At 51.2% G+C, this 26,628-nt stretch carries 23 protein-coding genes; 9 read left to right on the forward strand and 14 right to left on the reverse strand.

Annotated elements, in window-relative coordinates; genetic code table 11:
- Positions 1–60: 60 nt before the first annotated feature.
- Positions 61–825: an envelope biogenesis factor ElyC gene (gene elyC, locus HVZ39_RS16475; protein ID WP_019076401.1), complete on the forward strand. Its 765-nt coding sequence runs from the start codon at positions 61–63 to the stop codon at positions 823–825.
- A 35-nt stretch (positions 826–860) separates the two neighbouring features.
- On the opposite strand, the gene HVZ39_RS16480 is transcribed toward elyC, so the two are convergent.
- The 13 genes from HVZ39_RS16480 to HVZ39_RS16540 all read right to left on the reverse strand — a co-directional run bounded on the left by HVZ39_RS16480 (position 861) and on the right by HVZ39_RS16540 (position 15,890).
- The gene (locus tag HVZ39_RS16480; protein ID WP_049042123.1) at positions 861–1,754 is read right to left on the reverse strand and encodes a YcbJ family phosphotransferase; all 894 of its coding nucleotides are present in this window, start codon (positions 1,752–1,754) and stop codon (positions 861–863) included.
- Between the two features lie 163 nt (positions 1,755–1,917).
- Positions 1,918–2,664, reverse strand: a complete 747-nt coding sequence (kdsB, locus tag HVZ39_RS16485) for a 3-deoxy-manno-octulosonate cytidylyltransferase (protein ID WP_181632704.1) — start codon at positions 2,662–2,664, stop codon at positions 1,918–1,920.
- Positions 2,661–2,843 carry a protein YcaR gene (ycaR, locus tag HVZ39_RS16490; protein WP_003035793.1) on the reverse strand — a complete coding sequence of 61 codons (183 nt, stop codon included), beginning with the start codon at positions 2,841–2,843 and terminating at the stop codon, positions 2,661–2,663. Before ycaR ends, kdsB begins: the two co-directional genes overlap by 4 nt.
- 51 nt (positions 2,844–2,894) lie before the next feature.
- Positions 2,895–4,124 carry a winged helix-turn-helix domain-containing protein gene (locus tag HVZ39_RS16495; RefSeq protein WP_181632705.1) on the reverse strand — a complete coding sequence of 410 codons (1,230 nt, stop codon included), beginning with the start codon at positions 4,122–4,124 and terminating at the stop codon, positions 2,895–2,897.
- 41 nt (positions 4,125–4,165) lie between these two features.
- Positions 4,166–5,143 (reverse strand): tetraacyldisaccharide 4'-kinase, encoded by a 978-nt coding sequence (gene lpxK, locus HVZ39_RS16500; RefSeq protein WP_016152450.1) that lies wholly within the window; start codon positions 5,141–5,143, stop codon positions 4,166–4,168.
- Positions 5,140–6,888 carry a lipid A ABC transporter ATP-binding protein/permease MsbA gene (msbA, locus tag HVZ39_RS16505; protein ID WP_049042995.1) on the reverse strand — a complete coding sequence of 583 codons (1,749 nt, stop codon included), beginning with the start codon at positions 6,886–6,888 and terminating at the stop codon, positions 5,140–5,142. Before msbA ends, lpxK begins: the two co-directional genes overlap by 4 nt.
- Positions 6,889–6,924: 36 nt before the next feature.
- Positions 6,925–9,189, reverse strand: coding sequence for a ComEC family protein (locus HVZ39_RS16510; RefSeq protein WP_181632706.1), 2,265 nt, complete (start codon positions 9,187–9,189; stop codon positions 6,925–6,927).
- A gap of 206 nt (positions 9,190–9,395) precedes the next feature.
- Complete coding sequence (gene ihfB, locus HVZ39_RS16515) at positions 9,396–9,680, reverse strand: integration host factor subunit beta (protein ID WP_003035780.1); 285 nt, start codon at positions 9,678–9,680, stop codon at positions 9,396–9,398.
- A 160-nt stretch (positions 9,681–9,840) separates the two neighbouring features.
- Positions 9,841–11,514 carry a 30S ribosomal protein S1 gene (gene rpsA / locus HVZ39_RS16520; RefSeq protein ID WP_003035776.1) on the reverse strand — a complete coding sequence of 558 codons (1,674 nt, stop codon included), beginning with the start codon at positions 11,512–11,514 and terminating at the stop codon, positions 9,841–9,843.
- Between the two features lie 113 nt (positions 11,515–11,627).
- The gene (cmk, locus tag HVZ39_RS16525; protein WP_016152447.1) at positions 11,628–12,311 is read right to left on the reverse strand and encodes a (d)CMP kinase; all 684 of its coding nucleotides are present in this window, start codon (positions 12,309–12,311) and stop codon (positions 11,628–11,630) included.
- Between the two features lie 233 nt (positions 12,312–12,544).
- Positions 12,545–13,828 (reverse strand): 3-phosphoshikimate 1-carboxyvinyltransferase, encoded by a 1,284-nt coding sequence (gene aroA, locus HVZ39_RS16530; RefSeq protein WP_131348218.1) that lies wholly within the window; start codon positions 13,826–13,828, stop codon positions 12,545–12,547.
- 68 nt (positions 13,829–13,896) lie between these two features.
- A complete protein-coding gene (gene serC, locus HVZ39_RS16535; RefSeq protein WP_181632707.1) occupies positions 13,897–14,985 on the reverse strand; it encodes a 3-phosphoserine/phosphohydroxythreonine transaminase in 1,089 nt (362 codons plus the stop codon).
- Between the two features lie 212 nt (positions 14,986–15,197).
- Positions 15,198–15,890, reverse strand: a complete 693-nt coding sequence (locus HVZ39_RS16540) for a DUF421 domain-containing protein (protein ID WP_016156114.1) — start codon at positions 15,888–15,890, stop codon at positions 15,198–15,200.
- A gap of 136 nt (positions 15,891–16,026) precedes the next feature.
- Between HVZ39_RS16540 and ycaO the strand changes: the two genes are divergently transcribed.
- From ycaO to pflA, 4 genes are all read left to right on the forward strand, one after another.
- Positions 16,027–17,787, forward strand: coding sequence for a 30S ribosomal protein S12 methylthiotransferase accessory factor YcaO (gene ycaO, locus HVZ39_RS16545; protein WP_047414124.1), 1,761 nt, complete (start codon positions 16,027–16,029; stop codon positions 17,785–17,787).
- Between the two features lie 404 nt (positions 17,788–18,191).
- On the forward strand, positions 18,192–19,049 hold the full coding sequence (gene focA, locus HVZ39_RS16550) for a formate transporter FocA (RefSeq protein ID WP_003831909.1): 858 nt from the start codon (positions 18,192–18,194) through the stop codon (positions 19,047–19,049).
- A gap of 59 nt (positions 19,050–19,108) precedes the next feature.
- Positions 19,109–21,391, forward strand: coding sequence for a formate C-acetyltransferase (gene pflB / locus HVZ39_RS16555; RefSeq protein ID WP_016152441.1), 2,283 nt, complete (start codon positions 19,109–19,111; stop codon positions 21,389–21,391).
- A 185-nt stretch (positions 21,392–21,576) separates the two neighbouring features.
- The gene (pflA, locus tag HVZ39_RS16560; RefSeq protein WP_003035751.1) at positions 21,577–22,317 is read left to right on the forward strand and encodes a pyruvate formate lyase 1-activating protein; all 741 of its coding nucleotides are present in this window, start codon (positions 21,577–21,579) and stop codon (positions 22,315–22,317) included.
- A 61-nt stretch (positions 22,318–22,378) separates the two neighbouring features.
- Here the strand turns inward: pflA and HVZ39_RS16565 are convergent, their stop codons facing one another.
- Entirely contained in the window at positions 22,379–23,227 is an 849-nt protein-coding gene (locus HVZ39_RS16565; RefSeq protein WP_016156113.1) for a MurR/RpiR family transcriptional regulator, read from the reverse strand.
- Between the two features lie 121 nt (positions 23,228–23,348).
- Between HVZ39_RS16565 and HVZ39_RS16570 the strand changes: the two genes are divergently transcribed.
- The 4 genes from HVZ39_RS16570 to HVZ39_RS16585 are packed head-to-tail and all read left to right on the forward strand — an operon-like array spanning position 23,349 to position 26,627.
- Positions 23,349–23,624, forward strand: coding sequence for a PTS sugar transporter subunit IIB (locus tag HVZ39_RS16570; protein WP_016152439.1), 276 nt, complete (start codon positions 23,349–23,351; stop codon positions 23,622–23,624).
- A 16-nt stretch (positions 23,625–23,640) separates the two neighbouring features.
- Complete coding sequence (locus tag HVZ39_RS16575) at positions 23,641–24,906, forward strand: PTS ascorbate transporter subunit IIC (protein ID WP_016156112.1); 1,266 nt, start codon at positions 23,641–23,643, stop codon at positions 24,904–24,906.
- 12 nt (positions 24,907–24,918) lie between these two features.
- Positions 24,919–25,716 carry a transketolase gene (locus HVZ39_RS16580; RefSeq protein ID WP_016156111.1) on the forward strand — a complete coding sequence of 266 codons (798 nt, stop codon included), beginning with the start codon at positions 24,919–24,921 and terminating at the stop codon, positions 25,714–25,716.
- Complete coding sequence (locus HVZ39_RS16585) at positions 25,716–26,627, forward strand: transketolase C-terminal domain-containing protein (protein ID WP_181628883.1); 912 nt, start codon at positions 25,716–25,718, stop codon at positions 26,625–26,627. Before HVZ39_RS16580 ends, HVZ39_RS16585 begins: the two co-directional genes overlap by 1 nt.
- The last annotated feature ends 1 nt before the right edge of the window (position 26,628 follow it).

Consider the following 26,628-nt stretch of genomic DNA (forward strand, 5'->3'; position numbering starts at 1 on the left):
TTCCTGGTGTAATATCCCTTCAGATCCCCTGCTGTATGGTTAAAAAAGGAACCAAAAAGGATGCTTTTTACGCTGAAGAAAGTGATTGGCGGTATGATGCTGCCGCTGCCACTGATGCTAATTATGATGGGTATTGGCCTGGCGCTGGTCTGGTTCAGTCGCTTTCAAAAAACAGGGAAAGTGTGTATTAGTCTGAGTTGGCTGGCACTGTTACTCCTTAGTTTACAGCCCGTCGCCGACAGCCTGTTGAAACCGATTGAGGACAGTTATCCAACGTGGCAAGGTTCGCAAAAAGTGGAATATATTGTGGTGCTGGGCGGAGGGTATACCTGGAATCCGCAGTGGGCGCCGAGTTCAAATCTGATCAGCAACAGCCTTCCACGTCTGAATGAAGGTATTCGCCTATGGCGCGCAAACCCGGGATCGAAGCTCATCTTTACCGGCGCTGCCGCAAAGACGAATAACGTCAGTACCGCAGAAGCTGGCGCCCGAGTAGCGCAGTCGCTGGGGGTGCCAGCCAATGAAATCATCACCCTGGATCACCCCAAAGATACCGAAGAAGAAGCCGCAGCGGTAAAGAAGGCCATCGGCAATGCGCCGTTCCTGCTGGTAACCTCTGCCTCCCACTTACCGCGGGCGATGATCTTCTTCCAGCAGGCCGGCTTGCATCCGCTGCCAGCGCCAGCCAATCAGTTAGCAATTGATTCACCGCTTAATCCGTGGGAGCGCGCTATACCTTCACCCGTCTGGTTGATGCACAGCGATCGCGTTGGTTACGAAACCCTGGGACGCATCTGGCAGTGGCTGAAGGGATCGGAACATTGACAGGAATGTTGCCTGATAAGGTGTTCACATGTTTATCATGCGAGCCACGGCAGCAATGATTTCGTTGCCAGGTCAAAGTTGGAACGATTAAAGCGTCCGGTGTTGACCAGTTGCGCCACTTCATCCCATAACACGTACAACCAGCGCCGCCAGATGAATGACTCCGCCACTGGCGCGCGCTGTAGGTATTGCCAAAGCAGGCTTTCCGCCAGCGCATTATCCATCAAGCGGAACAGTTCATATTCCCTTGGCGCCCACAGCATCAACCCCGGTCCCACCATAGCCAGAAGCTGATCGCTACGGGCGTCTTTGAGCATGCTACGTAAACTGAAATTACCGTGGATCAGCACGCAGTTATCATTGAATCCTTCAAATAAGGCAGGCAAACACTCACGCGTGCGAAACAGGATCCGCTTGTCCTGCATCGTTAGCCCGGTATTGTTGAACTGATTTAACGTGGTCCACAGCACCTCAACCCGCTGACGATACCAGGATGGCCAGATATTCTCTTGCGTGTTATCCACCATTCCCACGCAGCCAGCACTATCCTGCCGATGCCATGACAGCAGACCTTCTACGATCTGATCTTTTAAATGTTCCCAACGTTCGGGCGTTCGGGCAGGCGCTTCCACCGGCACTCCACGTAAACGCTCAAGCAGTAGCACATCAGGACCGGGATGTTCCTCATGGGTTAAGACCCCATAAATGACGGGCATACGCACCGTACCACTGCGCGCCAGCATGGAGGTTTTCCATGCCAACTGCTGCGCCATACCCGGCGTGGTGAAACTTCTCGCCATCAGTGGCATCGGATTTCCCTGGCTGTCGTACAGTGACCACAGGGCCGTATCCACTTTTTCATTCACGCATTCTATACGACTGAGTTTTTCACCCAACAGATGACTGAGTTCGGCACGCAACTGTTCCATTTCGGATTGCCCTCATAAATGCTACTGCTTTCATAATGAGCGTCGTGCAGACAGATGTCACCCGGATGAGATCAATTGATGAAAAGAAAAGTGGCGGGAAAGCGTAACGATATGACACTCCTCCCAAAAATTCGCGTCATCAGGGGGAGTGTCGTGAGAAAAACTAACGCATTTCGGCGCGAACGCGCTCAAGATCTTCGGCAGTGTCTACGCCGGTACCGGGTACTTCTTTGGCGACGGCAACATGAATTTTTTCGCCGTACCACAGCACACGTAGCTGCTCCAGCATTTCAATATGCTCAAGCGGGCTGGGCTGCCAGTTAACATAACGGCGGATAAAACCGGCGCGATAGCCGTAAATACCCAGATGTCGCAGGAAGGTGTCACCCACCGTTTCCAGGCTTTTAGCGAAACGGTCGCGATCCCACGGAATGGTCGCGCGTGAAAAATAGAGCGCATAACCTTCGGCGTCCAGAACGACTTTCACCGCATTCGGATTAAATGCCTCTTCCGCACTGTGAATCGGGGCAGCAAGGGTCGCCATACCGACCTGGCGCTGTGCCAGATTCTCAGCGACCTGGCGAATAATGACCGCCGGGATCATCGGCTCATCACCCTGTACGTTCACAATAACGGTATCATCGCTAAAGCCACATTTCTCGACGACTTCCGCCAGACGCTCCGTACCGGACTGGTGATCGGCGCGGGTCATGCATACTTCACCACCCACCGCTTCTACCGCGCGAGCGACATCTTCGTGATCGGTCGCAACAATAATACGTTTAGCGCCAGATTCACGCGCACGCTCCAGCACATGCACAATCATCGGCTTGCCATTGATATCCAGCAGCGGCTTGCCCGGCAAACGTGTGGACGCATAACGCGCAGGAATAATGACCACAAAACTCATGATTTACTCTCATCAGCAGTCAGAACGCGAGCTTCGGTTTCCAGTAACACGGGAATGCCATCACGCAGTGGGAAAGCAAGGTTATCCAGTTTACAAATCAGTTCCTGTTTTTCCTGGTTAAACCAGAGTTTGCCATTGCATACCGGGCAGGCAATGATTTCAAGCAGACGATGATCCATAGTTCCTCCAGATGGACCGGATTGTGAATCCGTAAATATTAACATAATCGCTTACCTTGCTGGGTCTATTTCCCAACCATGGCGTGCATCAAATAAACCTTCAGGATAGCGTCCCAGCGTCACACGTGTTGCCTGCTGCCAGCGGGCAAAATCATCAATCGCCTGAAACAATCCTTTTTGCAGAGTAACCCCAGGTTTGACGCCATCCTGTAACCAGAGCGAAATCACTTCCAGTACGCCCGTTTTGCGGTGCATTTTGGCATCCATCCGCCCAACTAACTGTCCGCGATGCAGCAGCGGCAAGACGAAATAACCATACTGACGTTTCGGTGCTGGCGTGTAACATTCGAGACGATAACTAAAATCGAATAGCTGCTCTGCCCGTTTACGATCCCAGACCACCGGATCAAAGGGTGATAATACTGCGCTATGCGTCGCCGTTAATTTACCCGTCAATGCCTGCTCCAGCAGCGGCTGAAGGTGGCTATGCAGCCACAGGGTTCCTAACCCTTCGACATCGACAGGAATAATCTGTTGCTGCTGTGCACGTACGTTGCACCAGTTTTTTAGCGCCGGACGCTTCAGGCGATAGTAGTCTGCCAGCCATTGTTCGCGAAAAATCCCCAGACTGCGGGCACTGTTATCCAGCATGAGGCTTTCTGCTTCTTCCTGTGAAAGCCGGTCGCGTTCATCATCCCAGTGCGGCATGACGCGATGGGTTAAATCATACACTCGCTGGAAATTACGCCGTTCCACCACCATCACTTTCCCGGCGGTGAACAGGCCTTCAAGATGACGCTTATGCGGTTTCCATGCCCACCAGCCGCTGGCCCCCTTGCGCAGATGCTCAAAATCGGCAGAGCGTACTGGTCCGTTATGCTGGATGTGCTGGAGCAGTTGCTCAATCTCATGCGCATGTTCTTTCATCCACTCCGCTTTATATTTCCAGCCCATTTTCTCCGGGGCCAGCATGCGGTGACGTATCAGCATAAAGTCGCTACGCGGCAAAAAGCAGGCCTCGTGCGCCCAGTATTCCATCAGTTCGCCCCGCTGCAACGCGTCATCCAGCCACTGGGGCGAATAATCACCCAAACGACTAAACAGTACCAGGTAGGGGCTGCGCGACACAATATTGATGGTATCGATTTGCAATAACGACATGCGCGAAATGGTAGCAAGAATATCTGCTGGGGTTGCCCGACGGCGTGTTTTTTTCAGCAGCCCTTGAGCGGCAAGGTGAAGATGACGGGCATCCGTCAAAGAAAGACGCGGCAACGACATTTATGGCCTCATAAATGATTCGCTGCCGCAGCGTGAATCAGTTAGCGAGTCAGCGAGATTAAGCTATCCAGCAACATATCAGGCCGATCGCCTGACAAATGAGCGTCAACAGGTAAATACCACCAGTTTTCATCGGCAAATGCACGGCACTTAACCGCATCTTTTTCCGTCATCACCAGCGTTTGCCCGGCGTCTGCAAACGCACTGACGTCACTGTAGGTCAGAGACTGATGGTCTGCCAGCGCAATACTTTTTTGCACGCTGGCACCGCATGCTTCCAGCGTGGCAAAAAAACGCGGTGGATGGCCAATGCCCGCCATGGCGACAATATTGGACAGCTGCGACACATCGCGGCGTTCACCCGTACGTAAATTAACGGCCAGCCCCGGTTCAAGTCGCATAGGGATTTCCCCTGGCTGCGCAACGCCACCGTTAACGATAGTCGCATCCACCGATTTAAGCCGGCCTGCGCGTTCCCGCATGGGACCCGCGGGAAGCCACCAGCCATTGCCAAACCGACGTTCTCCGTCAATAACCACGATTTCAACATCTCGCGCCAGACGGTAGTGCTGTAGCCCATCGTCCGTCACAATCATCTGCACATCGTGTTGGGCCAAAATGGCTTTGACCGCATCCGATCTTACCGGGGATACCGCTACGGGCACGCCGGTACGTTGGGCGATCAGCACAGGTTCATCACCCGCTTCTGCCGTAGTGGTATCTGCGGTCAGTAACAGCGGGTAAGCAGCCGCTTTCCCGCCATAACCACGCGACACCACGCCCACGCGAATCCCACGTTGACGCAGTTGTTCAACCAGCCAAATAACCACTGGCGTTTTGCCATTGCCGCCCGCGGTCAGGTTTCCGACCACCACAACCGGGACTGGTGCACGCCACGCGCGTTTAATCCCAAGCTTGTAACATAAGCGGATCCCCCCGCTCACGAGGCCATACAGCCAGGAGAGCGGGAGTAACAGTCGCCACAGCGGCGACTCACCAGACCAGATTCGAGCGATCATTGACCGAATTGCATTTTATGTAATTGTGCATACACCCCACGCTGCTCAATCAGCTCGCTATGGGTTCCACGCTCAACAATAATACCGTCTTCCACCACGATGATTTCATCCGCCTGTTCAATGGTAGAAAGGCGGTGAGCAATCACCAGGGAGGTACGGTTTTTCTGAAGCTCATCCAGAGCAGCCTGAATCGCGCGTTCAGACTCGGTATCGAGTGCCGACGTTGCTTCATCAAGGATCAGAATCGGACTGTCACGCAACAAGGCGCGGGCAATAGCGATACGCTGGCGCTGACCACCAGATAGCAGGACGCCGTTTTCGCCAATCACCGTATCCAGGCCATTGTCCATCTTATTGATGAAATCCATGGCGTAAGCCATTTTCGCCGCTTTTTCGATCTGCTCACGGCTGTACAAATCGGTACGCGCGTAGGCGATGTTGTTGGCAACCGTATCGTTAAACAGGTGCACATTCTGCGAAACCAACGCGACCTGATCGCGCAAGGATGCCAGGGTATATTCACGTAGATCGTGTCCGTCCATTAGAATCTGCCCTTCATCAATATCATAGAAGCGCGTGATCAAGCTGGCGATGGTGGATTTCCCTGAACCCGAACGGCCAACCAGGGCAACGGTTTTCCCCGCTGGAATATTCATGTTGATGTTGCGCAGCGCAGGTACTTCACGTCCCGGATAGGTGAATGTCACGTTGCGGAACTCGAGATTGCCGGTAGCGCGTTCGATTTCGCGTGTACCTTCATCTTTTTCCTGCTCGCTATCCAGAATCGTAAATAAGGTCTGGCAGGCCGCCATACCGCGCTGGAACTGTGCGTTGACGTTGGTCAGCGATTTCAACGGACGCATCAACGCGATCATTGACGAGAAGACAACCGTAATTGTCCCTGCAGTCAGGTTTTCCATTACGCTTGGGAAACTGGCTGCATACAACACGAAGGCCAGAGCCAGAGACGCAATCAGCTGGATGATAGGATCGGAGATAGAAGAGGCGGAAACCATCTTCATGCCCTGCAAACGCATCTTATTGCTGACTTTATCAAAGCGCTTAGTTTCGACTTCCTGACCACCAAAAATCAGAACTTCTTTGTGGCCTTTCAGCATCTGCTCGGCACTGGTCGTAACCTGACCCATGGTGTTTTGCATATTTTTACTGATGCTACGAAAGCGCTTGGAAACTATACGAATCGCCACTGACACAATTGGCGCCAGTACAATCAGGATCAATGACAGCTGCCAGCTGTAATAGAACATCATGATAAACAGGCCAATAATTGAAGCCCCTTCACGTACCACGGTGATCAGCGCACCGGAGGACGATGACGCGACCTGCTCTGAATCATAGGTAATACGTGACAACAGCGTACCTGTAGACTGCTTATCAAAATAGGAGACCGGCATGCCCATCATATGGCCAAACAGGCGGCGACGCATGGTCATGACCACTTTGCCTGATACCCATGAGATGCAGTAGCTGGAGACATAGCTGGTGAATCCGCGAAGAACCATTAGTCCAATGACCACCAGCGGCATCCACTGCAGCACCGAGCGATCCGTTTTACCAAAACCATCATCCAGTAATGGCTTAAGGAGCGATAGCATGAAGGTATCGCTGGCCGCGTTCAGGATTAACGCTATACCCGCCACGATCAGACCCGATTTAAAAGGCGCTATGGTTGGCCATAGTCGGCGAAACGTCTGCCACGTAGAGAGATCTTTATCGTTATGCATTCAAAAAACCAGCATTTGTTAGAATAGCCGCATATTCTACCCGTTATCCTCCGACACGCCAAACCACTGATGATACCAACGAGGTAAAATCTGATCCCGCAAGCTGTTTATTCGCCAGTTTTTTTGATAAAAATCCAGCGTAATCTGCCCCTGGTGGGGTGTATCCAGCCATTGATAATTTTGTTGCCGATAACGTTGCTTCACTTTCCTGGACGGGAGACGCCAGGCATTGTAACGGGATGCGGAGGCTAACGCGGCCTGCCCGCCGACCCGCTGAATCAGCGCCTGCGATGATGAGGTATTGCTACCATGATGTGGAACCTGTATCACCGTAGACTGCAGATGCTGCCAGTAGTGACTGAGCATTTTTTGTTCAGCGGGAGACTCTATATCTCCGGTCAGCAGAATACTCTGATGCCCGCCATCGACCTTAACCACGCAGGAGTGGTTATTCCCCAGATCTTTATTTCCACGCACGGGCCAATGCGCACTAAAGGTTAACCCTTGCCATTGCCAGCGCTCCCCGCGTAAACACGGGAGATGCCCTTCCCAACCTAATGGGCTTCTTATCCATAGCGACGGCCAGGCTTGCTGCAGCGAACGCAACCCGCCCCGGTGATCCATATGCTCATGGCTTAAAATAACGCCTTCTGGCTCCAGGTTGTGCCAACGTAGCCAGGGAATTATCAGCTGTTGCGCGCTATCGCCTTCAGGCCATGCCAGACCGGTATCGTAAAGAATCGCTTTCCCATTTCGCGCAATGACCATCGCCAGCCCCTGCCCGACGTCCAGCATATGCACTTGCCAGACATCAGTACGTGGCGTTCGCCAGAACGGGGCGCTCAGTAAAAGGAGCACAGTGACACAAACTACCGGTATAGTTCGCCACGCGTTCAGCCGATATGCGATGAGCAGGAGTCCGGGTACAAATGCAAGCCATTGCCAACGTGCATCAATATTGATCCACCCTTCAGGCAGGCTCCTGAGCCCCCAAAATAATAGCGCGAGGGAGCGATCCGCTAAATACCATAGGTTCGACTCAACCATCGCCAGCCCGGTTAAATGCACGATCATGCCTGCTAATATCAATGGTACGGAAATAAACGTAACCAGCGGTACAGCAAACAAATTCGCCAAAAATGAGGTCAGGCTAAAACCGTGAAACATCGCGATTTGCACAGGCAGAAGCAGGAGCGTAATTCCCAATTGCAAATGAGCAAGCGCCAGAAATTGGCGTCCAACGCGCGACAGCGGCCAATCCGGCATCGGAACCCATTGATACCAGAACAGCAGCGCCGCAACGGCAAAAGCAGACAACCACAGACTTTGTGAAAGAATGGCGACAGGATCCACCACCAGAATGGCTGCCAGACAGCAGATCCACACCGACCATCCACTCCACTGCCTGCCGCTGAGTTTTAGCCCTCCCCAGACCAGTAGCGCAACAACCGTACGTAATGCCGGGGGCTGTAGCCCCGTTAACCAGGCATAGAATGTTGCGCAGACGATCCCGCCAACTAACGGAACCTGCCAGCAAATCCATCTGGTTGGCATAAAAAATTGCCCCGCGCGAATTAATCCTGCTGCCAGAAGTGCGGCAAATGCAATATGCAGTCCGGAGATAGCCATCAAATGGGCCGTACCGGTATCACGCATAATGGTTTTCACCGCTTGTGACACGGACAAGCGCTCCCCCATTCCCAGGCCCAGTATAACCTGCTGCCAGGGATAGTCAGCGAGCGCGCTTTTCAACGAGGAGAGATACCGCGAACGCAAACTGCATTGTTGTGTGATAACCGAAGCCTGCAAAAATCTTCCCGTCAGCAGCTGGTGCTGCGCCAATGCGTAACGCTGGCTATCAAACCCGCCCTCGTTCAATTGACCGTGTATAGCACGAACCTTCAACGTCATCGCCCATGTCTGGCCCGCACAAACGTTGCCGGGTAGGTACTGCCCATACAGAGTAATTCCGATAGCAGGAAATACCCGCTTCCCCTGCAGATGCGTGATCTGGCCGTAGTGCGTTGTCATATTATCGGTTCCGGTTATCCGCACGATGGCCTGCTGGCTTTTTGCAGGCAGCGTATTACCGGCCCACAGCGCATCTTTCGCAGCCAGAACTCCCCAAAGAAAAAATAGCAGGGTTAATCCGGCGAAACGTACAGGGCTGTGAGAAATAAGACAGAGCAGAATTGCCAGACCAAATATAACGCCGATGCACAGCATGTCAGGTAACGCAGGTAATAGCATAAGCGGGAGAATGCCGAATAAGGCACTCGTACTAACCGTTGTTATTTTCATCAGTCACCTCCCTGTAGCAGGAAGTGTGCAGTAATGTTCGACGGTTGTCTGGTGCCAATTTAGCGTTATACGGTATGCATTCCGCTAACATTTAGCGGCGCTTGTAACGTGCAAATTAACTGGGATGGAGATTCCAGGATGGGTTGGCAGAAATGAAAAAAGCACCCATGCGGGTGCTTTTCTCGGCGTTAAGTCTCGCTAAAAACTTAACCGTAAATATTGGCGCGATCGCGCAGTTCTTTACCTGGTTTAAAGTGCGGAACGTATTTTCCTTCCAGGTCCACTTTATCGCCGGTCTTCGGATTACGTCCGGTGCGCGGTGCGCGGTAATGCAAAGAGAAACTGCCGAAACCGCGGATTTCAATACGCTCGCCTTGCGCAAGAGTCGAGGCCATATGTTCCAGCATCTCTTTAACTGCATCTTCAACCGCTTTCGCGGGAATATGAGGTTGCTGGGTTGCAAGTCTTTCAATCAATTCTGACTTGGTCATGATTCCTCCGGTTCCTTAAAGGCATAATTAGCTGCTGCATTGATTAAGGGCGGCCTTAGCCGCCCTTTGTCATTGATTACAGGACGAATCCTGTAATCTGTCAAGCTACTCGTCACTCTTTGTGCTGTTAACAGCACAAAGGATTTGGGAGCACTCGATATTACTCGCCTTTAGCTGCTTTGAAAGCTTCAGCCATTGCGTTGTTAGAGAAGTTAGCATCTTCCTGTTTGTTAACAGTTGCGATTGCATCTTTCTCATCAGCTTCGTCTTTAGCACGAACAGACAGGCTGATTGCGCGGTTCTTACGATCAACGCCGGTGAATTTAGCTTCAACGTCGTCGCCTACGCTCAGAACCAGAGTTGCATCTTCAACGCGGTCGCGGGAAGCTTCAGAAGCGCGCAGGTAACCTTCAACGCCGTCAGCCAGTTCTACGGTTGCGCCTTTAGCATCAACTGCAGTGACTTTACCGTTTACGATTGCGCCTTTCTTGTTCAGTGCAACCCAGTTGTTGAACGGATCTTCTGCGAGCTGTTTAACGCCCAGAGAGATACGCTCACGCTCTGCGTCAACCTGCAGAACAACAGCTGCGATTTCGTCGCCTTTTTTGTATTCACGAACTGCTTCTTCGCCTGCAACGTTCCAGGAGATGTCAGACAGGTGAACCAGGCCGTCGATGCCGCCGTCCAGGCCGATGAAGATACCGAAGTCAGTGATAGACTTGATTTTACCTTCAACACGGTCGCCCTTGTTGTGGGTTTCCGCGAACTGCTGCCATGGGTTGTTTTTGCACTGCTTCAGACCCAGGGAGATACGACGACGTTCTTCGTCGATATCCAGAACCATAACTTCCACTACATCGCCAACGTTAACAACTTTGGACGGGTGGATGTTTTTGTTGGTCCAATCCATTTCGGAAACGTGAACCAGGCCTTCAACGCCTTCTTCGATTTCAACGAAGCAGCCGTAGTCGGTCAGGTTGGTCACGCGACCAGTCAGTTTGGTACCTTCCGGATAACGCTTAGCGATAGCTACCCATGGATCTTCGCCCAGCTGTTTCAGGCCCAGAGATACACGAGTACGCTCGCGGTCGAACTTCAGCACTTTAACAGTGATTTCGTCGCCAACGTTTACGATTTCGCTCGGATGCTTAACGCGTTTCCATGCCATGTCGGTGATGTGCAGCAGGCCGTCAACGCCACCCAGATCAACGAATGCACCGTAGTCAGTGAGGTTCTTAACGATACCTTTAACTTCCATGCCTTCCTGCAGGTTTTCCAGCAGCTGATCGCGTTCTGCGCTGTTTTCGGATTCGATAACGGCACGACGGGAAACAACAACGTTGTTACGCTTCTGATCCAGCTTGATTACTTTGAATTCAAGCTCTTTGCCTTCCAGGTGCAGCGTGTCGCGGACCGGACGAACGTCTACCAGGGAACCCGGCAGGAACGCGCGAATACCATTCAGCTCAACAGTGAAGCCACCCTTGACTTTGCCATTGATAACACCAGTAACGGTTGCAGCTTCTTCGTAAGCTTTTTCCAGCGTGATCCAAGCTTCGTGACGTTTAGCTTTTTCACGGGACAGCAGGGTTTCACCGAAGCCGTCTTCTACTGCATCCAGAGCAACGTCAACTTCGTCACCAACCTGGATTTCCAACTCGCCCTGGGCGTTTTTGAACTGCTCTGCCGGAATGGCGGACTCAGATTTCAGACCAGCGTCAACCAGTACTACGTCTTTGTCGATAGCAACAACAACACCACGAACGATGGAACCCGGACGGGTTTCGATTTCTTTTAAGGATTCTTCAAACAGTTGAGCAAAAGATTCAGTCATGTTTAATCTTCAGGTTTCATATTTAACGTCCACCTGGCTCCATGCCGGATGGGGTTGTTTAACATACCCGCTGTCAATCCATTGCAACGGGGGTACTGCAAATTCGGTCGCACTTAAGCGAGTGCCAGTTTTTGGCGCGCGTATTGTAACGCTTTTTCAATCACTTGCTCAATGCTTAATCGGGTTGAATCCAAAACTAAAGCATCAGCAGCGGGAACCAGCGGCGCTACAGCACGGTTACGATCGCGGAAATCGCGTTCTTCGATCTCGGCCAAAAGGCGTTCAAAGTTAACACTAAAGCCCTTTTCCTGCAACTGTAGCATACGTCTATGCGCACGTTCTTGCGAGGAGGCGTCCAGGAAAATTTTCACTGGTGCATCCGGGAACACCACGGTCCCCATGTCTCGTCCGTCGGCAATCAGGCCGGGCGCTTCACGAAACGCGCGTTGGCGGCGTAACAGCGCTTCGCGTACGCGAGGAAACGCAGCGACCTGAGATGCGGCATTCGCTACTTCCTGGGTGCGGATTTCGCCGCTGACATCTTCACCTTCCAGAATGACTTCCAGGTTGCCGTCCGTTGAGATAAAACGCACATCCAGGTGTGAGGCAAGCGGTACCAGAGCATCTTCAGATGTGACATCAACATGGTGATGCAACGCTGCGAGCGCCAGTACGCGGTAGATCGCGCCTGAATCTAACAGATGCCATTGCAATGCTTCCGCCATTGCCTTGCACAAGGTGCCTTTTCCTGCACCACTTGGGCCATCAATGGTAATAACCGGGGCAATTGCCGTCATCTTTTTCTCCTTAAACGGGCATACGTTAACGTGAACGCCGCGCATTATACGCGCCAACGCTAATAATCGTTAACACAGAGTGTAAAAACCCGATTAGTCTGTAACGATGTGAGGAAGAATTGCGCAATTATAGCGGGCTGGCGAGAAACCAGCCCGGAAGATGACACTGATTTACTGTTTATCTGCAGCGATGCGCTCACGAATATGCTGAGCGCGATCGTCAGATGTGAGGATCAGGCTGGTGTACTAATACGCGCCAACTGTTCGAAATAATCCGGGAAGGTTTTGGCGGTACATTTAGGGTCCAGAATGGTCACCGGCGTGTCAGACAACGCCACCAGCGAGAAACACATCGCCATGCGGTGATCGTTGTAGGTCGCGATCTCCGCAAACTGTAACGTCGCCGGTGGTGTAACGCGAATATAGTCTTCGCCCTCTTCAACGATCGCGCCCACTTTACGCAACTCGGTCGCCATCGCGAACAGGCGGTCGGTCTCTTTGACGCGCCAGTTATAGATGTTACGTAAGGCCGTGGTGCCTTTAGCGAACAGCGCTGCCGTGGCGATGGTCATCGCCGCATCGGGAATATGGTTCATATCCATGTCTACCGCGTTCAACTCACCGTGAGTACAGGCAATAAAGTCATCGCCCCAGGTAATGGTCGCGCCCATTTTTTCCAGCACATCAGCGAAGCGGATATCACCCTGCATACTGTTGCGGCCAATCCCGGTGACTTTTACCGTACCGCCTTTAATGGCTCCCGCTGCGAGAAAATAGGAAGCGGAAGAAGCATCGCCTTCAACCAGATATGCACCCGGTGACTGATACTGCTGCTGACCCTGCACAATAAAGCGCTGGTAGTTCTGATTCTCAATTTCAACACCAAACGTTTTCATCAGGTTCAGTGTGATATCAATGTAAGGCTTGGATACCAGCTCGCCTTTAATGGCGATCGTCGTATCCTGCGGCGCCAGTGGCGCAGTCATCAGCAGCGCAGTCAGGAACTGACTGGATACGCTGCCGTCTACCTCAACCTGTCCCCCGGTAAAGCCACCGCGCAGACGTAAAGGCGGATAGTTTTCTTGCTCCAGGTATTCAATGTTGGCTCCGCCCTGGCGTAACGCATCAACCAGATGGCCAATCGGGCGCTCTTTCATGCGTGGCTCGCCCGTCAACACGATGTCATTACTGCCCAGACACAGCGCAGCGGCCAGCGGGCGCATTGCGGTTCCGGCATTGCCAAGGAACAGTTCCACTGCGCCTTCGGCATGCAGCGCGCCGCCATTGCCGATAATCTCGCAACGCGTACGGTCGGCAGAAAGGGTATAGCTAATTCCTAACGCATTCAGAGCATTAAGCATATGGCGGACATCATCGCTGTCCAGCAGGTTGGTCAGGACAGTGGTGCCATTTGCTAATGCAGCCAGCAGCAAAGCGCGGTTAGAAACACTTTTGGATCCAGGCAGATTGATGGTGCCATCCACCCGCGCAATGGGTTGTAACGTCAGGGATTCCATGAAACTCGACTCTCAAAAACAGACATAAAAACCCCACAGACTGGCTGTGGGGATGAAAATACAGCAGATTAACCGCGGCGGCGCTCGAAATCGACCATGAAATCGGTCAGCACTTTTACACCTTCTAGCGGCATTGCATTGTAGATGGACGCGCGCATACCACCGACCACACGGTGCCCTTTCAACGCGTGCAGACCCGCAGCGAAAGACTCTTCCAGGAAGAGTTTATCCAGTGCGCTGTCAGCAAGCTGGAACGGTACGTTCATGCGTGAACGGTTCGATTTTGCCACGTCGTTACGGTAGAAATCGCTGTTATCGATTACGCCGTACAGCAGTTCCGCTTTTTGCTGGTTAATTTTATCCATCGCGTTAACACCGCCCTGCTCTTTCAGCCATTTAAAGACCAGGCCAGACAGATACCAGGCAAAGGTTGGCGGCGTGTTGAACATGGAGTCGTTGTCATTCAGCACGGTATAGTCGAGGATTGACGGGCATGACACATGAGCCTTACCCAGCAAATCTTCACGTACGATGACAATGGTCAGCCCGGCCGGGCCGATGTTTTTCTGCGCCCCGGCATAAATTACGCCATAACGGCTCACGTCAAGCGGTGCAGAAAGAATGGTAGAGGACAGATCCGCCGTAACCACCACATTGCTGGCAAAATTCGGCGTTTCATCGATCGCAATGCCATCAATGGTTTCATTCGGGCAATAGTGCAAATACGCCGCGTTGTCAGAAAGCTGCCATTCGCTCATTGGCTTAACAGCACGCAGTCCGTCAACGGTGACTTTGGCGTCGATAACGTTCGGCGTACAGTATTTTTTCGCTTCTTTAATTGCGCTGGCTGCCCAATAACCGGCATCAACGTAATCCGCCGTGGTTTTGTCACCCAGAATATTTAACGGGATACCCGCAAACTGCCCGCGCCCACCGCCATGGCAGAACAACACTTTATAGTTGGAGGGGATGCTGAGAAGATCGCGAAAATCCTGCTCCGCTTCCTCTGCGACCTGGATGAATTCTTTGCCACGGTGGCTAATTTCCATCACCGACGTGCCAAGACCGTTCCAGTCGCGAAGATCCTGTTGAGCCAGTTTAAGTACTTCTGCCGGTAACATTGCCGGACCTGAACTAAAATTGAAGACCTGAGCCATTTCCCCTCACCACGTTGTGTTGTTGTCCAATCAACATCCTGTCATTGGCGATAATCCGGTGACAGACATTGGTATAAGTTATTCCTGTGGATATCGGTTTTATCATTCAGTGACACGCGCCGCAATGGGTAAAACTGACCAGGGTAAAAATGTGTCATTGGTCACACAACAGAATCTATCGGATTGACGGGTAAAAACCGAGATTTTCGCTGTCAGGTGACCCGTTTTGCCCGACTGGCCTTCGACCATTCTGGATTTGCACAGCGTGGACATAATTGATGATCTCCGGCGTTCATTTGCACCACTTCACTACACCGTATACAGGCATAGTCCCCAGCTTCAGGTATCACTTTAAATCGCTGTGTACAGCGTTTAGGCAAAATACTGAGCCCCGGCTTTACGTCTTCATCGGCAAAGAAATAGACGCTGATTTGCCCATTTGTTTCCAGGATGGCCAGTCTCACCTGTCCCAATTGCTCCACACCGTTCAAACGCAATTCCATAAAGAATTCGAATTCCGTCATATTGGCACTATTGAGCTTCGACCATGCCAGCTCGCCGTCCTCAATGATCACAACGGGCTTGCCCTCCAGCAAATCCTCCATTTTCTCGCTATGCGCCATCAGCCACATAACCAGCCGATACAGCACGGCAAGCGTAATAAAGACCACCAGCACCGGCAGCATCGGGACATCATCATAAAATGCCACATCTCCCGCCGCGGACCCCAGCGTAAGGATAATCAGCACTTCAAAAAGCGACATCTGGCGTACGCCGCGACGTCCGGTGATTTTTAAAAACAGAAAAACCAATATAAAGGTATAGAGGCTGCGCAGAGCAACTTCTCCCAGAAAATCCATGGGCACCTTATCCAGTACCATTCGGTGTAAATCGAAAGCTTTCATTATTATGCTCTAAACGTGGTTGGCTGTAGGAAAGCATAGCTAATACTTTTATTTACGTCTGAACTCCGGCGACGATAGCGCCATTCATTTAAAACCCGTATCATTGCGCGCTTTCCGTACGACAAAAGTGATTTTCATGACGCAAACATTTATCCCCGGCAAAGATGCCGCTCTGGAAGACTCCATCGCTCGCTTCCAGCAAAAATTGCTCGACCTTGGTTTTCAAATTGAAGAAGCCTCGTGGTTGAATCCCGTCCCTAACGTCTGGTCTGTACATATTCGCGACAAAGAATGCGCGCTGTGCTTCACCAACGGTAAAGGCGCGACGAAAAAAGCGGCGCTGGCTTCCGCGCTGGGCGAATATTTTGAGCGTCTGTCGACTAACTATTTCTTTGCGGATTTCTGGCTGGGTGAAACCATCGCCAACGGCCCATTCGTGCATTATCCGAACGAAAAATGGTTCCCGTTGACTGAAGAAGACGACGTACCAGAAGGTCTACTGGATGCTCGTCTGCGTGCGTTTTACGATCCAGACAACGAACTGACTGGCAGCATGCTTATCGATCTGCAATCCGGTAATGAAGAACGTGGGGTCTGCGGCCTACCGTTTACCCGTCAGTCGGATAACCAGACCGTCTATATTCCCATGAACATTATTGGCAACCTGTACGTTTCTAACGGCATGTCTGCGGGTAACACCCGAAACGAAGCGCGCGTTCAGGGCCTGTCTGAAGTCTTTGAGCGCCATGTGAAGAACCGTATTATTGCGGAAAGCATCAGCCTGCCGGAAATCCCGGCCGAAGTCATGGCGCGCTACCCGGCAGTGGTGGAGTCCATCGCCAAACTGGAAGCGGAAGGTTTCCCAATTTTCGCCTACGATGGCTCGCTGGGCGGCAAGTATCCGGTGATTTGCGTTGTCCTGTTCAACCCGGCCAATGGTACCTGCTTTGCCTCCTTCGGTGCGCACCCGGATTTCGGCGTTGCGCTGGAGCGTACTGTCACTGAACTGCTGCAGGGCCGTGGTCTGAAAGATCTTGATGTCTTCACCCCACCAACCTTTGACGACGAAGAAGTGGCTGAACACACTAACCTTGAAACCCACTTCATCGATTCCAGCGGCCTGATCTCCTGGGATCTGTTCAAGCAGGATGCTGACTATCCGTTCGTTGACTGGAATTTCTCCGGTACCACCGAAGAAGAGTTCGCCACCCTGATGGCCATCTTCAATGCTGAAGATAAAGAAGTGTATATCGCCGACTACGAGCACCTGAGCGTTTATGCGTGCCGCATTATTGTTCCGGGAATGTCTGACATCTATCCGGCTGAAGATCTGTGGTTAGCCAACAACGCCATGGGCGCCCATCTGCGTGACACTATTCTCTCGCTCCCGGGAAGTGAATGGGATAAAGAAGACTATCTCAATCTGATCGAACAACTGGATGAAGAAGGCTTTGACGACTTCACCCGCGTACGCGAGCTGCTCGGTCTGGCAACCGGTGCGGATAACGGTTGGTACACCCTGCGCATTGGCGAGCTTAAAGTGATGCTGGCGCTGGCCGGCGGCGACCTGGAGCAGGCGCTGGTCTGGACAGAATGGACGATGGAATTCAACGCCTCTGTCTTTAGCGCTGAACGTGCCAACTACTACCGCTGTCTGCAAACGCTGCTGCTGCTATCTCAGGAAGAAGATCGTCAGCCGCTACAATATCTGAACGCGTTTGTTCGCATGTACGGTGCCGAGGCGGTTGAAGCCGCAAGTGCAGCATTAAGTGGCGAAGCGCCGTTCTACGGGCTTCAAACCGTTGATAGCGATCTGCAGGCTTTCCCGGCGCATCAGTCTCTGCTGAAAGCTTACGAAAAACTGCAGCGCGCGAAAGCAGCACATTGGTCAAAATAGTGACAATCAGCCTGCGCTGAGTAGGCTAAAGGTATTGTCTGGGCTATATTACGGGGCGCTTAATGCGCCCTGTTTTTTATTTTGGTCAAATCAAAAAATAAATGTAAAAACAAGGTTAAATATTAGTAGTTGATATTAAGAAAATTAGCTTATTAATGTGGTTTTTTATCTCAATTACTCCATTTTAATTAACCGCTCCAGAGGAGACAGAAAGAAAAAATTCAACTCACTTTATAATTTTTAAAATTTATTTTTATTTGGATAATCAACAAGTTACACCGTAATCGCATAAAAACCATGCGCCTTACGGGCCTATAAGCCAGGCGAGATATGATCTATATCAAATTCTCATCTATAATGCTTTGTTAGTATCTCGTCGCCGACTTAATAAAGAGAGAGTTAGTGTGAAAGCTGACAACCCTTTTGATCTTATTCTTCCTGCTGCAATGGCCAAAGTTGCCGAAGAAGCAGGCGTCTATAAAGCAACGAAACATCCGCTTAAGACGTTCTATCTGGCAATTACTGCCGGTGTATTCATTTCAATTGCCTTTGTTTTCTATATCACCGCCACAACCGGTACCGGCACAATGCCTTTCGGCATGGCGAAGCTAGTAGGTGGTATCTGCTTTTCCCTGGGGCTGATTCTCTGCGTTGTCTGCGGTGCAGACCTCTTCACCTCAACCGTACTGATTGTCGTAGCGAAAGCCAGTGGTCGCATCACCTGGGGCCAATTGGCTAAAAACTGGCTTAACGTTTATGTCGGCAACCTGATTGGCGCCCTGATCTTCGTGTTACTCATGTGGCTTTCTGGCGAGTATATGACCGCTAACGGCGCGTGGGGTCTCAACGTCCTGCAAACAGCCGACCACAAAGTGCACCATACTTTTGTTGAGGCGGTAAGTCTTGGCATCCTGGCGAACCTGATGGTGTGTCTGGCAGTATGGATGAGCTATTCGGGTCGCAGCCTGATGGACAAAGCGTTTATCATGGTATTACCGGTCGCAATGTTTGTTGCCAGCGGTTTTGAGCACAGTATCGCAAACATGTTTATGATCCCTATGGGTATTGTAATTCGCGATTTCGCCACCCCGGAATTCTGGACCGCTGTTGGGTCTTCTCCGGAGAATTTTTCTCACCTGACCGTGATGAATTTCATCACCGATAACCTGATTCCGGTTACGATCGGCAACATTATCGGCGGCGGTTTGTTGGTCGGGTTGACATACTGGGTCATTTATCTGCGTGGTAACGATCATCATTAATCTGATGATGCCCATTACACGCAGTAAATAAAAAATCCACTTAAGAAGGTAGGTGTTACATGTCCGAGCTTAATGAAAAGTTAGCCACAGCCTGGGAAGGTTTTACCAAAGGTGATTGGCAGAATGAAGTAAACGTCCGTGACTTCATTCAGAAAAACTACACTCCGTATGAGGGTGACGAGTCCTTCCTGGCTGGCGCAACTGATGCGACCACTGCACTGTGGGACAGCGTGATGGAAGGCGTTAAACAGGAAAACCGCACTCACGCGCCTGTTGACTTTGACACCTCCGTTGCTTCTACCATCACTTCTCACGACGCTGGCTACATCAACAAAGCGCTCGAGAAAATTGTTGGTCTGCAGACTGAAGCTCCGCTGAAACGTGCGATCATTCCGTTTGGCGGCATCAAAATGGTTGAAGGTTCCTGCAAAGCGTACAATCGCGAACTGGACCCGATGCTGAAAAAAATCTTCACCGAATACCGCAAAACCCACAACCAGGGCGTATTCGATGTTTACACCAAAGACATTCTGAACTGCCGTAAATCCGGTGTTCTGACTGGTCTGCCAGATGCCTATGGCCGTGGCCGTATCATCGGTGACTACCGTCGCGTTGCGCTGTACGGTATCGACTACCTGATGAAAGACAAATACGCTCAGTTCGTCTCTCTGCAGTCCGATCTGGAAAACGGCGTAAACCTGGAAGCCACTATCCGTCTGCGTGAAGAAATTGCTGAACAGCACCGCGCACTGGGTCAGATCAAAGAAATGGCTGCTAAATATGGCTGCGATATCTCTGGTCCGGCAACCAACGCTCAGGAAGCTATCCAGTGGACTTACTTCGGCTACCTGGCCGCGGTTAAATCTCAGAACGGCGCAGCAATGTCCTTCGGTCGCGTATCCACCTTCCTGGATGCCTACATCGAACGTGATATCAAAGCAGGCAAAATCACCGAGCAAGACGCTCAGGAAATGATTGACCACCTGGTCATGAAACTGCGTATGGTTCGTTTCCTGCGTACCCCTGAATATGATGAACTGTTCTCCGGTGACCCGATTTGGGCAACTGAATCTATCGGTGGTATGGGCGTTGATGGCCGTACTCTGGTTACCAAAAACAGCTTCCGCTTCCTGAATACCCTGTACACCATGGGTCCTTCTCCGGAGCCGAACATCACCGTTCTGTGGTCTGAAAAACTGCCTCTGAACTTCAAGAAATTCGCCGCTAAAGTGTCCATCGACACCTCTTCTCTGCAGTACGAGAACGATGACCTGATGCGTCCGGACTTCAACAACGACGACTACGCTATCGCTTGCTGCGTAAGCCCGATGGTTGTTGGTAAACAAATGCAGTTCTTCGGTGCGCGTGCAAACCTGGCGAAAACCATGCTGTACGCAATCAACGGCGGCGTTGATGAAAAACTGAAAATGCAGGTTGGTCCTAAATCTGAACCGATCAAAGGCGACGTTCTGAACTTCGACGAAGTTATGGAGCGCATGGATCACTTCATGGACTGGCTGGCTAAACAGTACGTCACTGCACTGAACGTTATCCACTACATGCACGACAAGTACAGCTACGAAGCCTCTCTGATGGCGCTGCACGACCGTGACGTTATCCGCACCATGGCGTGTGGTATCGCTGGTCTGTCCGTTGCTGCTGACTCCCTGTCTGCAATCAAATATGCGAAAGTTAAACCGATTCGTGACGAAGACGGTCTGGCTGTCGACTTCGAAATCGAAGGCGAATACCCGCAGTTTGGTAACAACGACTCTCGCGTTGATGACATGGCGGTTGACCTGGTAGAACGTTTCATGAAGAAAATTCAGAAACTGACTACTTATCGTAACGCTATCCCGACTCAGTCTGTTCTGACCATCACCTCTAACGTGGTTTATGGTAAGAAAACCGGTAACACCCCAGATGGTCGTCGTGCTGGCGCGCCGTTCGGACCGGGTGCTAACCCAATGCACGGTCGTGACCAGAAAGGTGCTGTTGCCTCTCTGACCTCCGTTGCTAAACTGCCGTTTGCTTACGCTAAAGATGGTATCTCTTACACCTTCTCTATCGTTCCGAACGCACTGGGTAAAGATGACGAAGTTCGTAAGACCAACCTGGCTGGTCTGATGGATGGTTACTTCCACCACGAAGCGTCCATCGAAGGTGGTCAGCACCTGAACGTGAACGTCATGAACCGTGAAATGCTGCTGGATGCGATGGAACATCCGGAAAAATATCCGCAGCTGACCATCCGTGTTTCTGGCTACGCAGTACGTTTTAACTCCCTGACTAAAGAACAGCAGCAGGACGTTATTACTCGTACCTTCACTCAGACCATGTAATTGGTTTTGACTGAAATCGTACTTTAAAAAGCGTACAATAAAGGCTCCACGTAAGTGGGGCCTTTTTAATAGCCTGCTTTGTCAGCTATCTATACTTATGGATAGCAGCCAAAACAGACTCGACACAGTTAATAACTGTGCACTAACACTGGCCCCGGATGGGCCACACCTGGAGAAACACCGCAATGTCAGTTATTGGTCGCATTCACTCCTTTGAATCCTGTGGCACTGTTGATGGCCCGGGCATCCGTTTTATTACCTTCTTCCAGGGCTGCCTGATGCGCTGCCTGTATTGTCATAACCGTGACACATGGGATACGCACGGCGGCAAAGAAGTCACCGTCGACGAGTTAATGAAAGAGGTCGTGACCTACCGCCACTTTATGAACGCCTCCGGTGGCGGTGTAACAGCGTCCGGTGGCGAAGCTATCCTGCAAGCTGAATTTGTACGCGACTGGTTTCGTGCCTGTAAAAAAGAAGGTATTCATACCTGTCTGGATACCAACGGTTTTGTTCGCCGCTACGATCCGGTGATCGATGAATTGCTGGAAGTCACCGACCTGGTGATGCTCGATCTCAAACAGATGAACGATGAAATCCATCAGAATCTGGTGGGCGTATCTAACCATCGTACGCTTGAGTTCGCACGTTACCTGTCCAATAAAGACATCAAGGTGTGGATCCGCTACGTCGTTGTGCCTGGCTGGTCTGACGATGACGACTCCGCGCACCGCCTGGGCGAGTTTACCCGCGATATGGGCAACGTAGAGAAAATCGAACTGCTGCCATACCATGAGCTGGGCAAACACAAATGGGTGGCAATGGGTGAAGAGTACAAACTTGACGGTGTTAAGCCACCGAAGAAAGAGACCATGGAGCGCGTGAAAGGCATTCTTGAGCAGTATGGTCATAAAGTAATGTACTAAGGTATGACGACCACGGCGTCGCAGCGCTCTGCTTGAGTAGCGCGACGCCAACGTTCGATGCCTACGACATAAAATATTCTGAAAGTTTATTGGTCACGCTTTCAATAGAGAAAATACGTTTCTGGTGTGCTTTACGACACTGCACGTAACGCTCATCCTGCTCTTCCAGAGCACTGAGTATGCGATCTGCCACCATCATCGCACCAGCAATTTCAGCAAAACCAGACTCACCTTCCCCCTGTAATGCAACCGCCGCCTGCAAATTCCAGTCAGAAAGCCGATTTAATGGCGCAAACGATCCGCGAGTTAACGAGAGAATTTTTATGCCTTGTTCCTTCGCTAGCGTCAGCGACTGCATCATATCGGTAGAGACTTGTTCTGTATGAATAACGATAATCCCTGTTTTTTGGCTGTCCGCCAACGGAGAGATAGCCGCCGGATAAAACCGGTCGATATAACTGGCTATTTTCCCCATCTGCACCAGATTGATTTGCAGGAATAACGCCACCGGCACCGCAGTACCTACCGCATAAATTGCAATATTACTGAGCTGATTTAACCAAGTCGCAACCGCCTGCAACTCTTTGCTGTCAATGATGGCATTGCTGTCACAAACGCTTGCCAGTACCGCCGCCGTCTCCTCACTTCCTCCATCATTCGGCCGTGCAGCTCCTTGCTCCAGTGCAAGAGCCGTTCTGAAATCAGAAAACCCCTTAAAACCAAAGGCACGGCAAAAACGAGTGATACTCCCCTCACTGGTATCAATAGAATCGGCCAGCTCGGTTATCGTATGCCGCATCACAAAATCAGGATTTTCAGTGATAAAACGCCCTACCTTTTCCAGGATCGGACTCAGCTCTGAAGCCCCATTTCTTATGTTAATCAATAAATTAGTATCTATTTGACTCATTTTTCGCCTTTTTGCACAAAATGCAAATGCTGTCACATACTTTGCCCGGCTTTGCGATAATAATTTTTATCGCACCAATGATAATTAAAAATAATTATTTTTACAAACAGGAGAACGTCTAATGAAAGGTCTGATCGTCTGTCGTACCGGTATGGGCAGTTCACTAATGCTGAAAATCAAAGCCCAAAAAGTCATCGATAAACATGGCTGGGATATCGATCTTGAACACGATGTCCTGTCAGGGCTACGAACCTGGCAAAACATCGACTTCGTGATCACCATGAGCGACCTGACCGATGAGGTAGAAGCCGCCGGGTTCAGAGCAATCGGTATCACCGATCTGATGAACAGCGAAGAAATGGAATCTGCGCTCACCAGCGTTGTTCAAAACAACTAACCTCTCCGGGGGAAATATGGATCTCCTAAAGTTCATTGTATTCGACATTTTGGGTGTAACCCCACTTTTAGTTGGCTTTATTGCGCTAATTGGTTTGCTTATCCAGCGTAAACCCATCGAAAAAGTGCTTTCAGGTACCTTTAAAACCATCGTCGGATTTCTGGTATTTGCCGGCGGAGCAGGGATTGCGGTGACATCCTTAGGTAATTTTCAGACCTTATTCAGCGATGGATTCGGTCTGAAAGGTGTGATGCCGTTAGCCGAAGCGTTAACTGGGCTGGCACAAACCAAGTTTGCCATGTGCGTTTCACTCATCATGGTCGTTGGTTTCGGCTGGAACTTGTTTTTTGCCCGCGTAACGCCGTTCAAATACATCTTCCTGACGGGCCAACATAATCTGTATCTGTCTGCCCTCTTAACCGTTACGCTTAAGGCGCTTGGCTACAGCGATGTAACAACAATTATCGTCGGCTCCATACTGCTGGGGCTTGCGGCCTGTGTCTATCCAGCTATCGCTCAGCCGTGGATGCGTAAGATTACCGGTAATGATGAAATCGCGATGGGTCATTACGTTACTCTGGCCTACGCGCTATCGGGATGGATCGGTTCGAAAGTGGGTGATCCTAAGCAGTCAACAGAAAAGCTAAATCTTCCCGGATGGTTGGGGATTTTTAAAGACTACATCGTCTCCGTGTCCATCTCTGTCAGTATTTTCTATTACATCGCGGCGCTTGCCGCAGGCGAAGAAGCGGTAACGGCCGCCGCCGGTGGAATGCATTGGCTGGTTTATCCGCTATTCCAGTCACTCACGTTTACCGCATCGCTTTATATCATCATCACTGGCGTTCGCTTGCTGTTGTCAGAAATAGTCCCGGCATTTCTGGGCATCTCTGAAAAATTTATCCCGAATGCCAAACCCGCGCTGGATTGCCCAGTCGTCTTTCCGTATGCCCCAACCGCCACCGTTTTAGGTTTCATCTCTTCCTTTGTGGGTGGATTGGTGGTTATGGGGGTACTCGCATCAATTGGGCAAACGGTCATTATCCCCGTCGCCATCCCCTACTTCTTCATTGGTGCTACCGCCGCCGTCTTCGGTAACGCGTCAGGAGGCTGGAAAGGGGCCATCGCCGGTAGCTTTGTCACTGGCATATTAATTGGTATTGGCCCGGCACTCATCTATCCCATCATGGAATCGGTGGGATTGTCCGGTACTAGCTTCCCGGAGACAGATTTTGTCGCCCTCGGCTTAGTGGTTTATTACATCGGCAAAATGTTGCCCTGATAAGGAATGAACATGAATATTGATGAATTGAAATCCCATGCGCTAGCTGCTCGCCGGGATATTGTCACCATGATTTATGAATCAGGCATTGGCCATCCTGGCGGTGCATTGTCCATCATCGACATTCTGACCTGGATTTACGATCAAGAGGTGGACTTCTCCTGCGCCCCTCGCGCTCGCGTGGTCATGAGCAAAGGTCATGCGGTTGCTGCTCAGTACGCCATGCTGCATCAAAAAGGCAAAATTGAGCGCAGCGAATTTAATACTTTTCGACAAATTAACTCACGTTTACAGGGGCACCCTAGCATCAAATCTCTGCCCGAAGTCGATGCAACAACCGGCCTGCTGGGCCAGGGATTATCCATTGCCTTTGGTATGGCGGCGGCCAAAAAACAGCGGGGGGAATCACAGCGCGTTTTCGCCATCATTGGCGATGGCGAAATGCACGAAGGGCAAATCTGGGAAACGCTACAACAGGCAGGCCATATGAAGATGGATAACCTGGTGGCGATTATCGACTACAACGGTTTTTCCTCCCACGACCCCGTTAATCAGGTGGTGAATCTGGAACCTCTGGCCGACAAAGTGCGTCTTTTCGGCTGGCACGTACTCGAACTCCATAACGGTAACGATATGCATCAGGTTGCCGACACGCTGATGCTTTCACGCCATCTGAAAGGAAAACCTGTCGCCATTATTGCGCATACCACCAAAGGCAGTGGCGTTAGCTATATGGAAAATAACGGTGACTGGCATTCAAAAACCCCAACCACCGAACAATATCAGCAGGCTATGGAGGAGTTGCAGTGATGAAAGCCCCACGTGATGAAATTGGTAACGCACTCATTGCCCTGAAAAAAAAGGGCTATCCCATTGTCGCCATTGATAGTGATTTAGCCAGCTCCACCCGCACTGACCAGTTCCAGGCCGTCTATCCAGACGCTTTCTTTGAAATGGGTATTGCGGAAGGATCGGCAATGAGCTTTGCCACTGGCCAGGCGTTGGAAGGAAATATTCCGTTCTACGTTAACTTTGCGATGTTTGTGACAGGCACCGCCTGGACTCAACTGCGCCAGGCATGCTACGCCAAAGCTAACATTAAATTAGTTGGTAGCCACCCAGGAATGGATGATGGACCTGACGGCGCATCGCATCATGCGCTGGAAGATCTGGCCCTGACGCGCGTACTGCCGGGGCTCACAATTCTGACGCCTGCCGACGCTGAAGAAGTTGAGGCCGCATTTGAACAGGCAGTAAACATTCCCGGTCCGGTCTATATTCGCGTAGCCCGAGAACCGATGCCCGTGCGCGATAAATCTGCCGTTCCGCGAGTGACCGATATCGCCACCGTGGAGGACTCAGGCAATGATTTCGCCATTCTCTATGAAGGGACCGTTCTGGAGCAGGCAAGCGCAGGTTATGTGCAACTGTGCGCCCAGGGAAAACGTGGCAAGCTGATTCACGTCGCCATGCTAAAACCGTTTAACCGCCAGCGCTTTCTGCAACTGATTGCCAGTTGCCCGCAGATCGCAACGATTGAAAATCACACGATCACCGGTGGGCTTGGCGGACAGGTTGCTGAAGTATTGGCGGAGGAAGGATTAACCACGAGATTAATCCGACTGGGGACACAAGATACGTTTACGGAATCAGGCAATAGCCGCCAGTTGAAAGAGAAATACGGTATTTCGGCGACCGCACTCTTTGAAGCCCTCAGATAGT

The organism is Citrobacter sp. RHB35-C21 (genome assembly GCF_013816515.1).
GTDB lineage: Bacteria > Pseudomonadota > Gammaproteobacteria > Enterobacterales > Enterobacteriaceae > Citrobacter > Citrobacter braakii.

Coding starts and splice junctions, on each gene's coding strand:
- elyC (WP_019076401.1), top strand. CDS start 61: ATGCTTTTTACGCTGAAGAAAGTGATTGGCGGTATGATGCTGCCGCTG.
- HVZ39_RS16480 (WP_049042123.1), bottom strand. CDS start 1,754: ATGGAACAGTTGCGTGCCGAACTCAGTCATCTGTTGGGTGAAAAACTC.
- kdsB (WP_181632704.1), bottom strand. CDS start 2,664: ATGAGTTTTGTGGTCATTATTCCTGCGCGTTATGCGTCCACACGTTTG.
- ycaR (WP_003035793.1), bottom strand. CDS start 2,843: ATGGATCATCGTCTGCTTGAAATCATTGCCTGCCCGGTATGCAATGGC.
- HVZ39_RS16495 (WP_181632705.1), bottom strand. CDS start 4,124: ATGTCGTTGCCGCGTCTTTCTTTGACGGATGCCCGTCATCTTCACCTT.
- lpxK (WP_016152450.1), bottom strand. CDS start 5,143: ATGATCGCTCGAATCTGGTCTGGTGAGTCGCCGCTGTGGCGACTGTTA.
- msbA (WP_049042995.1), bottom strand. CDS start 6,888: ATGCATAACGATAAAGATCTCTCTACGTGGCAGACGTTTCGCCGACTA.
- HVZ39_RS16510 (WP_181632706.1), bottom strand. CDS start 9,189: ATGAAAATAACAACGGTTAGTACGAGTGCCTTATTCGGCATTCTCCCG.
- ihfB (WP_003035780.1), bottom strand. CDS start 9,680: ATGACCAAGTCAGAATTGATTGAAAGACTTGCAACCCAGCAACCTCAT.
- rpsA (WP_003035776.1), bottom strand. CDS start 11,514: ATGACTGAATCTTTTGCTCAACTGTTTGAAGAATCCTTAAAAGAAATC.
- cmk (WP_016152447.1), bottom strand. CDS start 12,311: ATGACGGCAATTGCCCCGGTTATTACCATTGATGGCCCAAGTGGTGCA.
- aroA (WP_131348218.1), bottom strand. CDS start 13,828: ATGGAATCCCTGACGTTACAACCCATTGCGCGGGTGGATGGCACCATC.
- serC (WP_181632707.1), bottom strand. CDS start 14,985: ATGGCTCAGGTCTTCAATTTTAGTTCAGGTCCGGCAATGTTACCGGCA.
- HVZ39_RS16540 (WP_016156114.1), bottom strand. CDS start 15,890: ATGAAAGCTTTCGATTTACACCGAATGGTACTGGATAAGGTGCCCATG.
- ycaO (WP_047414124.1), top strand. CDS start 16,027: ATGACGCAAACATTTATCCCCGGCAAAGATGCCGCTCTGGAAGACTCC.
- pflB (WP_016152441.1), top strand. CDS start 19,109: ATGTCCGAGCTTAATGAAAAGTTAGCCACAGCCTGGGAAGGTTTTACC.
- pflA (WP_003035751.1), top strand. CDS start 21,577: ATGTCAGTTATTGGTCGCATTCACTCCTTTGAATCCTGTGGCACTGTT.
- HVZ39_RS16565 (WP_016156113.1), bottom strand. CDS start 23,227: ATGAGTCAAATAGATACTAATTTATTGATTAACATAAGAAATGGGGCT.
- HVZ39_RS16570 (WP_016152439.1), top strand. CDS start 23,349: ATGAAAGGTCTGATCGTCTGTCGTACCGGTATGGGCAGTTCACTAATG.
- HVZ39_RS16575 (WP_016156112.1), top strand. CDS start 23,641: ATGGATCTCCTAAAGTTCATTGTATTCGACATTTTGGGTGTAACCCCA.
- HVZ39_RS16580 (WP_016156111.1), top strand. CDS start 24,919: ATGAATATTGATGAATTGAAATCCCATGCGCTAGCTGCTCGCCGGGAT.
- HVZ39_RS16585 (WP_181628883.1), top strand. CDS start 25,716: ATGAAAGCCCCACGTGATGAAATTGGTAACGCACTCATTGCCCTGAAA.